13 protein-coding genes and 1 tRNA gene are annotated in these 12,426 nt (G+C 60.3%); 8 read left to right on the forward strand and 6 right to left on the reverse strand.

Going from position 1 to position 12,426, the window contains the following annotated elements; all coding sequences use genetic code 11:
* Together DHN55_RS00005 and DHN55_RS00010 are read left to right on the forward strand one after the other, a co-directional pair.
* On the forward strand, window positions 1-567 hold a 567-nt coding region (locus DHN55_RS00005; protein WP_337659740.1), incomplete at its 5' end, for a BCCT family transporter.
* Window positions 568-1,113: 546 nt separating this feature from the next.
* Window positions 1,114-1,812: a DUF2161 family putative PD-(D/E)XK-type phosphodiesterase gene (locus tag DHN55_RS00010; protein WP_108879387.1), complete on the forward strand. Its 699-nt coding sequence runs from the start codon at window positions 1,114-1,116 to the stop codon at window positions 1,810-1,812.
* Between the two features lie 15 nt (window positions 1,813-1,827).
* On the opposite strand, the gene DHN55_RS00015 is transcribed toward DHN55_RS00010, so the two are convergent.
* Window positions 1,828-2,577 carry a Sir2 family NAD-dependent protein deacetylase gene (locus tag DHN55_RS00015; RefSeq protein WP_108879388.1) on the reverse strand — a complete coding sequence of 250 codons (750 nt, stop codon included), beginning with the start codon at window positions 2,575-2,577 and terminating at the stop codon, window positions 1,828-1,830.
* 41 nt (window positions 2,578-2,618) lie between these two features.
* On the opposite strand from DHN55_RS00015, the gene DHN55_RS00020 reads away from it, so the two are divergent.
* Window positions 2,619-3,038: a VOC family protein gene (locus DHN55_RS00020; RefSeq protein WP_108879389.1), complete on the forward strand. Its 420-nt coding sequence runs from the start codon at window positions 2,619-2,621 to the stop codon at window positions 3,036-3,038.
* 66 nt (window positions 3,039-3,104) lie between these two features.
* On the forward strand, window positions 3,105-3,677 hold the full coding sequence (locus DHN55_RS00025) for a cytochrome b/b6 domain-containing protein (protein WP_108879390.1): 573 nt from the start codon (window positions 3,105-3,107) through the stop codon (window positions 3,675-3,677).
* On the opposite strand, the gene DHN55_RS00030 is transcribed toward DHN55_RS00025, so the two are convergent.
* Window positions 3,665-3,739: transfer RNA gene (locus tag DHN55_RS00030), tRNA-Glu, on the reverse strand. The two genes, DHN55_RS00025 and DHN55_RS00030, sit on opposite strands and share 13 nt — an antisense overlap.
* Before the next feature lie 226 nt (window positions 3,740-3,965).
* Here DHN55_RS00030 and DHN55_RS00035 point away from each other — a divergent pair.
* Window positions 3,966-4,931: a hypothetical protein gene (locus DHN55_RS00035; protein WP_108879391.1), complete on the forward strand. Its 966-nt coding sequence runs from the start codon at window positions 3,966-3,968 to the stop codon at window positions 4,929-4,931.
* 23 nt (window positions 4,932-4,954) lie between these two features.
* Here DHN55_RS00035 and recJ read toward each other — a convergent pair whose 3' ends face one another.
* From recJ to DHN55_RS00050, 3 genes are read right to left on the reverse strand one after another with little or no spacing between them, the layout of a single operon-like run.
* The gene (gene recJ / locus DHN55_RS00040; protein ID WP_108879392.1) at window positions 4,955-6,760 is read right to left on the reverse strand and encodes a single-stranded-DNA-specific exonuclease RecJ; all 1,806 of its coding nucleotides are present in this window, start codon (window positions 6,758-6,760) and stop codon (window positions 4,955-4,957) included.
* Window positions 6,761-6,765: 5 nt separating this feature from the next.
* Window positions 6,766-7,713, reverse strand: coding sequence for a class II fructose-bisphosphatase (gene glpX / locus DHN55_RS00045; RefSeq protein ID WP_108881604.1), 948 nt, complete (start codon window positions 7,711-7,713; stop codon window positions 6,766-6,768).
* A 32-nt stretch (window positions 7,714-7,745) separates the two neighbouring features.
* Window positions 7,746-9,059 (reverse strand): homoserine dehydrogenase, encoded by a 1,314-nt coding sequence (locus DHN55_RS00050; protein ID WP_108879393.1) that lies wholly within the window; start codon window positions 9,057-9,059, stop codon window positions 7,746-7,748.
* Between the two features lie 183 nt (window positions 9,060-9,242).
* Here DHN55_RS00050 and DHN55_RS00055 point away from each other — a divergent pair, with 183 nt between their 5' ends.
* Window positions 9,243-9,995, forward strand: coding sequence for an SDR family oxidoreductase (locus tag DHN55_RS00055; protein WP_108879394.1), 753 nt, complete (start codon window positions 9,243-9,245; stop codon window positions 9,993-9,995).
* Between the two features lie 12 nt (window positions 9,996-10,007).
* Here DHN55_RS00055 and DHN55_RS00060 read toward each other — a convergent pair whose 3' ends face one another.
* Entirely contained in the window at window positions 10,008-10,439 is a 432-nt protein-coding gene (locus tag DHN55_RS00060) for an Lrp/AsnC ligand binding domain-containing protein (RefSeq protein ID WP_108879395.1), read from the reverse strand.
* Window positions 10,440-10,570: 131 nt separating this feature from the next.
* Here DHN55_RS00060 and rocF point away from each other — a divergent pair, with 131 nt between their 5' ends.
* The gene (gene rocF / locus DHN55_RS00065; protein ID WP_108879396.1) at window positions 10,571-11,500 is read left to right on the forward strand and encodes an arginase; all 930 of its coding nucleotides are present in this window, start codon (window positions 10,571-10,573) and stop codon (window positions 11,498-11,500) included.
* 32 nt (window positions 11,501-11,532) lie between these two features.
* Window positions 11,533-12,420, forward strand: a complete 888-nt coding sequence (gene ctlX, locus DHN55_RS00070) for a citrulline utilization hydrolase CtlX (protein WP_108881605.1) — start codon at window positions 11,533-11,535, stop codon at window positions 12,418-12,420.
* Window positions 12,421-12,426 lie beyond the last annotated feature (6 nt).

Here is a 12,426-nt window from a genome sequence, read left to right on the forward strand (position 1 = left end):
GGTCTGTTCCTGGCGCGTATTTCCAAGGGCCGGTCGATTCTCGAGTTTGTTTTGTGCGCCATGATCGTGCCGTCGCTGATGTGCTTTGTGTGGTTCACCTGGGCCGGTGGCACAGCCATTGACCTGGAACTGAACGGTGGCGCAGGCGGTGTCATCACCTCAGCGCCTGACGGTGACAAGATCTTTGCCATGACCAACTTCATGCTGGCACCGATAGCCGAAGTGCTGTCGTGGCTGATGTCGTTCATGATCGTGGTCTTGCTGATGACCTACCTGGTCACCTCGGCTGATAGTGCGGTGCTGATTGTCAACACCATCAATGCAGCCGGTGATGAAGGTCCCAAGGCGCGTCCGCATATCATCTTCTGGGGTGTTGCGCTGGGAGCGGTGGTTGCCGCGCTGTTGCTGGTGGGTGGCCTGAAAGCCATTCAGACGGCGATGGTGATCGGGGCGTTGCCGTTTTCCATTGTGATGGTGCTGATGTGCTTTGCGCTGATCAAGGCCATCTACAATGACAGCCGGCGGGAAAAGGCCGGTATGGAAACGGTGGTCAACCCGGCTGAATAAGCCAGGCACACCCAAACAAAAACTGAAAGACCCCCGCTGCCTGTGCAGCGGGGGTTTTTGTTTGAACAGATATCGCTCACGCCAGCAGCCTTCGGCTGCGCTCCGCCGGGGCGCACTTCGTGCGGCGGCCGGTCGGCCTTGCCTCTCGGCACTTACGTGCCTCGGAGGAGTTGATCTCTGCGGTTGTTCGGGGTTGGAGGACGGGGTGTTCACTCCGCTCACGCAGGCAGGCTTCGCCTGCGCTCCGCGGGGCGCGCTTCGCGCGGCGGCCGGTCGGCCTTGCCTCAGCACTTACGTGCCTCGGAGGAGTTGATCTCTGCGGTTGTTCGGAGTTGGAGGACAGGGTGTTCACTCTGCTCACGCAGGCAGGCTTCGCCTGCGCTCCGCGGGGCGCGCTTCGCGCGGCGGCCGGTCGGCCTTGCCTCAGCACTTCGTGCTTCGGGGGAGTTCATCACGACAGTTGTTCAGGGTCGGAGAACGGCGCGAAGCACGCAGTGCTGAGTAAAGCTGTTCGACCAACCAAAATGAATCAGCTAAACAGGTCACATGGCAGTCACACCCATCCGCGAAACCGAGCTCTATGCGCCCGTCAAGGCGTTGCTGGAAGGCCAGGGCTATGAGGTCAAGGGCGAGGTGGGCGCAGCAGACGTGGTTGCCTGTCGTGACGGGGAAGACCCGGTTATCGTCGAACTGAAGACCGGCTTTTCGCTGGCCCTGTTCCACCAGGCCATTGAACGGCTGTCCTTGAGTGACACGGTCTATGTGTGCGTACCGCGCGGAACGGGGCGCGCCTTCCTGAAATCGCTGAAAAACAACAAGACCCTGTGCCGCAGGCTGGGGCTCGGGCTCATTACCGTGCGGTTGAAGGACGGGCTGGCTGAAATTCATCTCGACCCGGCGCCTTACAAGCCGCGCCAGTCGAAACGCAAAAAGACCAGGTTGCTGAAAGAGTTTGCACACCGTGTCGGTGACCCGAACACCGGTGGGATGACCAGGAAGACCCTGATGACGGCATATCGGCAGGACGCATTGCGCTGTGCCGGGACCCTGCACCACAATGGCGCAACCAAGGCTGCGCGGGTGGCTGAGGCTTCCGGTGTCGCAAAAGCCCGCCAGATCATGTCTGCCAATCACTATGGCTGGTTCGACCGGGTAGAGACCGGCATTTACGAGCTGAGCCCCAATGGCCAGCGGGCAATTACCGAATACTCGGACGTACTGGAGACGTTGTCTGCCAACAGTTAAACAGCCCGGCTTCGTTCAGACCGCCTCGAGCACATCACCGATGTCATCGTGTATGACCAGTTCAGCCAGCCGGTCTGCCGGGGTCGGTTCGCCGTTGATGATAACCAGCGGAACACCAAGCTGTGCAGCAAGTGCTGGAAAACTGGCGGCAGGCTCCACCACCAGCGAAGAACCGACCGCCAGGAACAGGTCGCAATTGCCGGTCATCTCCCCCGCCCGGTGCATGGCATCTGCCGGCATGGACTGGCCGAACGAAATGGTGGCGGTTTTGACAATGCCGGCACACTCCACACAGGCCGGCGCCCCGCTATGCGCCTCCAGCTGCTCGGCGATCCAGTCCAGCTCATGACGCCTGCCGCACTCAAGGCAATGGGCGTAGGTACCGTTGCCATGCAGCTCCACGGTTCTGGATGCCGGTACGCCGGCGCGCTGGTGCAGGCCGTCTATGTTCTGGGTGATGACGCCGGCCAGCTTGCCGGCGCGATGCCAGCGCGCCGCTGCTGCGTGTCCCCTGCCCGGTTCAACCGGACCTATTTCGTCTCGAATTTTCAGAAACCTCGACAGGCCTTCACGGCGCGCCTCGGGCGATGACATGAAGGTCTTGAAGTCCAGCGGCTTGAACCTCGACCACACGCCGCCGGGCGAGCGAAAGTCGGGAATACCGCATTCTGTAGAGATACCGGCGCCGGAAAAAACCACGATGCGGTTTGCCTGACCCACAAGCCTTGCAAGTGCCGCCCGTTTGCCGTTCAAATCATCCATCATCAAAAACCAACCTAACCTCACACTCACCGAGAGGGTCACACATGAAATATCTGCACACAATGGTACGCGTCACGGATCTCGATGCATCGGTCAAATTCTTCTGCGACGTGCTCGGCTTCACGGAGACCAGGCGCTATGAGAGCGAACAGGGCCGTTTCACCCTGGTGTTCGTGGCGACGGACGAGTCGCCCGACTGCCCGGTCGAACTGACCTACAACTGGGACCCGGAAGAATATGACGAAGGCCGCAATTTCGGTCACCTGGCCTATGAGGTCGACAATATCTATGAGTATTGCCAGATGCTGATGGACAATGGCGTGACCATCAACCGGCCGCCGCGCGAAGGTCGCATGGCGTTTATCCGCACGCCTGACAATATCTCCATCGAACTGCTGCAGAAAGGCGACAACCTGCCGGTCCAGGAGCCGTGGAAGTCCATGGAGAATATCGGCAAGTGGTAGCTGGCCTGCGACGGATTACGGGGCTCCTGAACGTCAAAGCAGAAATGACCTTCAGGAGCCCGTACCATGCCGAACCGTCCATCGCGTTATGACGCTATTTCGAAATGGCTGCACTGGTCTGCCGCCGGACTGCTCATCGGCGGTTTTCTGGTGGCTGAAAACACCTCGCACCGGTTTGCCGAGGCGACCGGGTACGGGATTCATGTGTCAACCGGACTGGCGCTGATTGCTGTGACGGCGTTTCGCATTTACTGGCGATTGGCCCATGCGGCACCTGCTTATCCTGCGAACATGAAGCTGGCAGAAAAATGGGCTGCCAACGTCATCAAGGTGTTGTTCTACATTCTGATGGTGCTGATCCCGCTGTCGGGCCTGGCTGCCCACGCGGTGGAGTTTCGCGGTCAGGGCACCCTGTTTGGTGTCCTGCCGGTTCCAGGCGTGCCGGACTGGCTGGTGCCAGGGAACGCGGAAGACATACATGAACTGGCCAGCCATCTTTGGCTGCCCCTGCTGGCCATCCATGTGATTGCGGCCATCTGGCACCATTTCGTCAGGCGCGATGACGTGCTGACACGCATGTTACCGAGCCGACGGCAACAGGTACTCTTTGAAGAAGGAAAAGGCGGTGGTACGCCCTAGGGGAATCGAACCCCTCTCTCCAGCGTGAAAGGCTAGTGTCCTAACCGATAGACGAAGGGCGCGCACCACCGGGCGTCCGTATATCTAGGTTCCGGCCCGCTGGCAAGCACTCTTCGGGAAAAACCCGAAAAAATTCAGATGTCGGTTTATCTGACCCAATCAACCAGCACTGTGACAAATATGTCACACTTTGGATAAAATGGGATTCGCCCGGCGCAAAAGTGTGTCGGTCGCAACCGAGAGTTGCTAATGTGATCGCAGTCAGTGATCCAGCAGGGGTACAGCAGCATGAAAAATCTCGCCACTATTTCGGCCGTGGCAGTCGCACTTGCGATTTCGGCCAATAGCGCAACGGCCGCCGACTATGAGGCGCAAGTTCAGCAGCTTGTTGTATCAGGGGTGGTTGAAAAGTGGGTTGGGTACAGCTTCCTCTCCGGTATCGACAATGGTGACAACGACACGTTTGATCCCGACCATGAGAGCTACTTCACCAGTGGTCAAAGCGGGCGCCTGAGCCTGCCGCTTGGTGACATGTTGTCACTTCAGATGGATGCGGACAACGAGATTACCGTAAATGCATTCAGAGATGACACTGATGATGATTTCTCTCATGCATTCGGTTTTGGCCTTCACTTGAGCGCACGTGATCCGTCACGCGGACTGTTCGGTGTGTTTGGTGCATTTGGGCAGGGCAAGGGCGATGACAATGAGGGCCGTCACAATTTCTGGGCCGTTGGCGGCGAGGCGCAGTTTTATACCGACAATGTCACATTCTATCTGCAAGGTGGTTATCTGGACTCGGAAGGTGTCGATGTTGACCCTGACGATGGCCCCAAGGATGGCCTGCATGATGCATTTTTCGTGCGCGGCGTGGCCCGTTGGTTCATGACGCCGGACAGCCGGCTGCAAGGTGAAGTAGCTTATGCCAATGGCAAGCAGGATGATGCTGACGGCTCCGAAATCGGCAGGCCTTTCGATATGGATGTGATCCAATGGGGCGCCCGCTATGACACGGTCATCAGCGGCCTGCCGCTGGTCGGCGACAGTGCCGTGTTCATCGGTTACCGCGGCACCCATTTCGATACCGGCTGCTGCGGGCCAGACGATTCCGCCAGGGGAACCGAGCACACCATCATGGCCGGCTTCTCTTATCACTTTGGCGGACAGAGCCTGCTGGAGTTCGACCGCGTCGGCGCCACGCTTGATCTGCCAACCTTCGGTCGCTGGGTCGCCGCCGGCGAACAACTCGACTGATCACTAGCGCGGACGTGCCTGAACTACCTGCCGGGCACTTCGGCAGCATCGTAGATGAAAACCTGGCCTTCGCGCTTGCCGCCCCAGTCATTGATGGTGAGCTGGCCGGCGATGTGCAGCGGCATCTGGCGTTCCGACAGCAGGACTTCACCAAGTTCGGTGCCCATGGCCCTGAACGCGATGGCTTTCAAGCGGGTGCCGTCTGACTGCACCAGTGTACACCTGACATGGTCGGCACCGGCACGCGCTGCATAGACCACCTTGTGCGACGGCAGGGCGAACACCGGTGACGGATTGCCCTGGCCGAACGGCCCTGCCCGGTCCAGGTCTTCTATGAACCGCGTCGAGGCGCCGGAGGCGGCAATGGCAGCATCTATGGTGAGCGTATCAATGCTGGCCACCGCATCAACTTCGGCAGCGAGTTGCTGTTCCAGGAAAGCCCGCAGGTCGCCAAGCCGGTCCTGTTCCAGCGTGATACCCGCCGCCATGGCGTGACCACCACCCTTGACCGCGACACCGGCTGCTACCGCCGCCTGCACCGCCAACCCCAGATTGACGCCAGCAATGGAGCGGGCTGAACCTGAAGCGTCAGAGCCGTCCTTCGGCAGGCCAATGGCAAAGGCAGGCTTGTCAAACCGCTCTTTCAGGCGCGAGGCAACCAGCCCGAGTACGCCGGGATGCCAGCCTTCGCCCGCCACTACCAGGACCGGCAGTTTCGCCTCCTTACCCAGCATGGCTTCGGCCTGCTCGACAGCGCGGTCAACCGTGGCGAGTTCGATGGCCTGACGCTTCTTGTTCATTTCCTCCAGCGCCTGGGCCAGTTGCATGGCGTGACCCTTGTCGTGGCTGGTGAGCAGCGCCAGTCCGTCCATGGCAGAGCCGATGCGACCGGCGGCGTTCAGTCTCGGGCCCAGAACGAACCCCAGAGAATGGGCATCCGGGCGCCGCGACAGGCGGGCCACGTCGGCAAGCGCGGCAACGCCCAGCCGGTCGCGCCTGGCCATGACTTTCAGCCCCTGGCGCACATAGGCCCGGTTCAACCCGACCAGCGGCACCACATCGCACACCGTGCCGAGCGCCACCAGGTCCATCATCGCCATCAGGTCCGGCTCCGGCCTTGAATCGGACCACCAGCCGCGGGTGCGCAACTGCTTCGAGGTTGCGCCGATCAGTACCATCACCACACCTGCCGCACACAAGGCGCCCTGCCCCGATGTGTCATCCTGCCGGTTCGGGTTGATTACCGCGTGAGCCTGCGGCAGTTCATCACCGGCCTGGTGGTGATCGACGATCACCGTGTCCATGCCGAGTTCCCGGGCTTTCAACAGAGGATCATGCGCCATGACCCCGCAATCCAGCGTGATCAGCAACTGCACACCGGCTGCCTTGTGGTCTTCCACTGCCGCCACGGACGGGCCGTAACCCTCATCGACACGATGCGGAATGTGTACGCGCGGCGGCACGCCTGCCGCTGTCAGGAAATCCACCATCAGCGCCGACGAGGTCATGCCGTCGACATCATAGTCGCCGATCAGGCCGATGGCCTCTCCGGCCATGACCGCATCGGCCAGCCGCGACGCACCTGCGTCCACATCCATCATGTGTGCTGCCGGCGGCATCAGGTCGCGCAGCGTCGGCTCCAGAAAACCAGCCGCGGTTTCAGGCAACACGCCACGGGCCGCCAGTATGCGGCCCATAATGTCGCTGACATTGGCCTGCTGGGAGATGGCTTGCGCCATCCTGTCTGATTGCAGGCGCGGTATCCACCGTCTGCCGGTGATGGAGCGTTCAACGCCCAGAAAGGATTTTGGGTCAGGACCCAGGCCCATTCAGCTCACGCCACCTTGCGGCGGTTCTTGATCCAGCGCACCGTGCCGGTGGCAGAGCGCATCACCACGGTGTCCGTAGTGATGTGAGCCTTGCCGAACTTGACGCCGGCCAGCATGCTGCCGTCAGTCACGCCGGAAGCGGCAAACATCACATCACCGGATGCCATTTCGTTCATGTCGAACTTGGCATCGGGATCCTCAACACCCATTTTCAGGGCCCGGTCACGGTCGGTAGCCTTGTGAAACACCAGACGGCTCTGCATCTGGCCGCCGATGCAACGCAGCGCTGCTGCCGCCAGTACGCCTTCCGGCGCGCCGCCGACGCCCATGTAAATGTCGATGCCGGTATTGTCCGGGTCAGTGGTGTGGATGACACCGGCAATATCACCGTCGCTGATCAGGCGGACACCGGCACCGGTGGCCCGTATCCCGGCAATCAACTCGGCATGCCGAGGACGGTCCAGCACACAGGCCGTCAGATGTTCGGTGTTCACGCCCTTGGCCCTGGCCAGCGCGTTCAGGTTTTCCGCCGGCGTTGCATCGAGATCGATGGTGCCGGCCGGATAACCGGGCCCGATGGCGATCTTGCTCATATAGCTGTCGGGCGCATGCAGCAGGCTGCCACCAACCGCCATCGCGATAACGGCGAGTGAATCCGGCATCGCCTTGGCGCACAGCGTGGTGCCTTCCAGCGGGTCAAGCGCAATGTCGATCCTCGGGCCTTTGCCGGTGCCGACCTTTTCACCGATGTACAACATGGGCGCTTCATCGCGTTCGCCTTCGCCGATCACCACCTTGCCGTCCATGTCAATGTCGTTCAGCGCGGTGCGCATGGCGTCGACAGCAAGCTGGTCTGCCTGCTTTTCGTCGCCGCGGCCGCGCATTGTCGCGGCTGCAATCGCAGCGGCCTCGGTCACACGGGCAATCTCAATGGTGAGCATACGGTTCAGCATGATTTCATCTTCACTTCTTGTTTCGGCCTGTCTCACAGACGTTCAATCCGCACCATGCGCGGACGGTTTGCAACATGCTTGGCGGCTGCAATCTTGTCCAGTACAGCCCGCATGGCGCTTTCCAGCGTGTCATGAGTTATCAACACAAATGGCGCGATATCCGCATCAGCCTGCGACCGGCTGATTGCCGGGCCACGCTGAATGACGCTTTCGATCGAGATGCCCTCATCTGCGAAGGCTTTTGCCACCCCGGCCAACTCGCCTGGCCGGTCGAACATGTCCAGGGCCACATAATAGCCTCCCTCATGGGCGCGCATGGCGGCACGCTTGAACGGCATGAGCCCGGTTGCCGGGACACCGAACACCGGCAATACCGTACCGCGGGCAATGTCGCATATGTCGGCTATCACCGATGATGCCGTCGGATGACCGCCCGCACCACGGCCTTCAAGGAACAGCGTGTCGGAAAAATCGCCCTCCACGACCACGGCATTGAAGGCATCGCTCACATCGGCGATGGGAGAGCCCAGCGGCACAAGTGCCGGATGAACGCGCTGCTCGATGCCGTCTTCGGTCCGGTTTGCCACGCCGAGCAGCTTGAACTTGTAGCCCAGTGAATGGGCATTTCGGATGTCGGCAAGCGTGATGTCCTCGATGCCCTCGATATACATGTCGTCAAGTGCGACCTCGGTGCCGAATGCCAGCGAGGTGAGAATGGCCAGTTTGTGGGCGGTGTCGAAACCGCCGATATCGAAGGTCGGGTCAGCCTCGGCATAGCCAAGCTCCTGTGCTTCCTTCAGCACATCGGCAAAATCACGGCCCTCGAGCTCCATCTTGGTAAGAATGAAGTTGCAGGTGCCGTTCAGGATTCCGAACAGACGCGACACGGAATTGCCGGCCAGGTTTTCACGCACCGTCTTGACGACCGGAATGGAACCGGCAACGGCAGCCTCATAGTTCAATGCCACACTGTTTGCCTCTGCCAGCCTGGCCAGAGCAACCCCGTGATGAGCCAGCAAGGCCTTGTTGGCGGTGACGACATGGCGACCGGCCTGCAAGGCTGCTTCAACACAGGCGCGCGCTGCGCCTTCTTCGCCACCGATCAATTCAACAAGCACGTCGATATCGCCATTGGCGGCCATATCGGCAGCATCATCGTACCAGGCAAAGCGTGAGACATCATGGCTCCCACGCGTCTTTGACTTCGTCCGCGCGCTCACGGCTGTCACTTCCAGACGCCTGCCGCAGCGCGCAGCCAGCAATTCGCCATGCCGGGCAAATGCATCCAGAACGCCGGTTCCGACAGTGCCCAGTCCGGCAATACCAATTCGCAAAGGGTCACTCATCGGAGGGTCAAGCTCGCATCAATTGAAGAAAGTCATGGGATTTCGCGCCCTCTATGCGCTGTTTGGCGATGGTTTTCAAGCGATGCAGACGTGCAGGTCAACAGTTGCGTCAAGTGGCATTGATGACAAACGGCAAAACCGGGATAGTTGCAGCAAACCACAACCTGCAGAAACACCGGGCATATGATTACATTTGATTTTTCCAACCGTGTTGCAGTCGTCACCGGTGCGGGTGGCGGCATGGGGCAGCAGATCTCCAACCTGATCCTGAATTCGGGCGGCTCGGCCGTCATGATCGATGTGAAGCCAGAACCGGATGACCTGGGCGGAACGCCGGGCCAACGGCTGTACATACAGGGCGACCTGACCGAGCCGGAGGTCGCCAATGCGGCAATCACCGCAGGTGCAGAGCGGTTCGGCCGCATCGACTATCTTGCCAATGTCGCCGGTGTCTTGTGGTTTGACCGCGATGCCTCGCTTCTCGACATGGACATGGACGTGTGGGACCAGGTGTTCGACATCAATCTCAAATCGATGGTTCATACGGCCCGGGCCGTCGTTCCGCACATGCGCAAGGAAAATGGTGGTGCAATGGTACACTTCTCCACCACGCAGTGCCTGCGTGGCGATCCATTGCCGCAGGACGCCTATTCCACCGCAAAAGCCGGTGTCGGTGCCCTGTCGCGCTCGCTCGCCATGCAACTTGCCGCCGACAACATCCGCTCCAACGCAATTTATCCCGGCCTGACACAAACCCCGTTGCAGGCCCGCTGGGACACGCCGGAAAAGATTGCCGAGGCAGGCAGTTTCGTGCCGCTGGGACGCATCGCGACCCCCGCTGAACTGGCGACAGCCGCAGTTTTCCTGCTGTCGGACGGCGCATCCTATATTACCGGCATTGACCTGGTGGTGGACGGTGGGCTGCTGTTGAAGTGACGAGGCCTGGTTTCAGGCGATCGCCTTGTTCAGGAGGATGCTGGTCTCGCTGTTCAGCACGCCCTTGATTTCGCGCACTTCGCGCAAGACACGGTCAAACTCCGGCAGGCTGGAGGTTTCGATATGTGCGACCAGGTCCCAGGTACCGTTGGTGGAGTGCAACGAGACAATTTCCGCCAGGCGCTTCAACGCTCCGGTGACCGACCTGGCCAGTGTGCCTTCCAGCTCGATCATCATCACCGCGCGAATAACCTCCACCTCCGCCGATGCATCCACTTCAATCGTGAAGCGCTGGATGATGCCGGTGGCAATCAGGCGCTCCATGCGGCTTTGTACGGTGGCCCGCGACACCCGCAACAGGCCGGCCAGCGTGGTGACCGAGGCGCGTCCGTCCTGTTTGAGCGCGTAAATCAGGCGCCTGTCCGTGGCCGAGAGGTCCAGCATTGAATTGCTCACTTTGCATTACAGCATTATCAATATGACAAAACTTATGCATAAAATGCGCAATTATTCAACTATCTGATCAATCCGTAATATCGGAATCTACACGCCTGTCACAACAGGGATGAAATTCGATGTCGCTCAACTGTTATCTCGTCGGTGCGCCGGTTCAAACAGGCACAAGCCAGCTTGGCTGCCTGATGGGACCGGACGCATTTCGTACTGCCGGTATCGCAGACACACTGCAGGCACTGGGCCACCAGGTTGCCGATCATGGCAATGTCTCACCGCGAGAAGTCGAGCGCCCGAGCCCCGGCAACCATGCCGTCCATCACCTCAATGAAACCGTCGGCTGGGCGCTGGCGCTGAACGAAGTCGCCAACGCGGCTATCGAGCGCTCCGATTTCCCCATATTCCTGGGCGGTGACCATTCCCTGTCAATCGGCTCGGTATCCGGCGTCACCAAGGCTGCGGACCAAAGCGGCCGTGAGCAGTTCGTGCTGTGGCTTGATGCCCATCCGGATTTTCATTCGCTTGAAACAACCGAAAGCGGCAATCTGCACGGCACGCCAATGGCGTACCTGACCGGGCACGGCGGATTTGAGGACAGCTATCCGGAACAGACGGCAAAGGTTAAGCCTGCAAACGTTTGCATGATGGGTCTTCGTTCTGTCGACGCGGCGGAAAAGGCGCTGCTGGCTGAAAGCGACATCAAGGTCTACGACATGCGCGCGATCGACGAGCATGGCGTAGCCGGACCATTGCGGACCTTCCTGGAGAAAGTCAAAGCAGCCGACGGTGCGCTGCATGTCAGCCTGGACGTGGATTTTCTGGAACCGAACATTGCACCGGCCGTCGGTACCACCGTGCCCGGCGGCGCGACTTTCCGCGAGGCTCACCTGATCATGGAAATGCTGTGCGACAGCGACCTGGTCACTTCGCTCGACCTGGTCGAACTCAACCCGTTCCTGGATGATCGCGGGCGCACGGCCAAGCTGATGGTTGACCTGTGCGCCAGCCTTCTGGGCCGCAAGGTGCTTGACCGTCCCACCAGGAGCTACTGACAGTGAGTGTGCAGGCTCCGGCAGCGGTCGTCATGGTCCGACCCCACAGTTTCTCGCCCAACCTGGAAACCGCGGCTGACAATGCTTTTCAGTCAACCGACCAGAGGCGCCCGGAGCAGGTGTCTGCAGCAGCGGTCATGGAATTTGACGAAGCCGTGCGCCAACTTGGCACCAGCGGTGTTGAAGTCCACGTGTTCGATCAGCTCGCTGACCAGGACACGCCGGACTGCGTCTTTCCAAACAACTGGTTTTCGACACACGCCGGCGGTCATATCGCCATTTATCCGATGTTTGCATCAAGCCGCAAACGGGAGCGGCGCTGGGACATTGTCGAGATGCTGAAAAGCCGGTACCGGGTTCAGGATGTCATAGATTATTCCGGCCTGGAAACAGATGACCTGGCGCTTGAAGGAACCGGGGCCATGGTGCTCGATCATGTGGGCCGGGTTGCCTACACGGCCCAATCGAACCGCGCCGATCCGGTCATTCTTGAGCGGTTCTGCACCAATTTCAACTTCGAACCTATGGTGTTTCAGGCCAGGGACCGGTCAGGCTCGGCCATCTACCACACCAACGTCATGATGACCGTGGGGACAGACTTTGCACTCGTGTGCCTCGACATGATCGTGGACAGCAAGCGCCGCGCCGAGGTTGTCCGGCGGCTGGAGGAGAGCGGCCGTGACGTGGTCGCGCTGAGCCATGAACAGATTGCCGGTTTTGCAGGTAACGCGCTTGAGCTGAAAGGCCGGGACGGACTGGTCCTGGCCCTGTCGGCCCGCGCCGAGCAAAGCCTGACCGCAGATCAAAAGACCCGCATCCGGCAGTCGGCAACCCTGCTGCCGATTTCCATTCCCACAATCGAGATGGCCGGCGGCTCGGTGCGCTGCATGCTGGCCGGCGTTCACCTTTCCCAGCGATAGAAAGAC

Origin of the sequence: Anderseniella sp. Alg231-50, assembly GCF_900149695.1 — a bacterium.
Classification (GTDB): Bacteria; Pseudomonadota; Alphaproteobacteria; order Rhizobiales; family Aestuariivirgaceae; genus Anderseniella.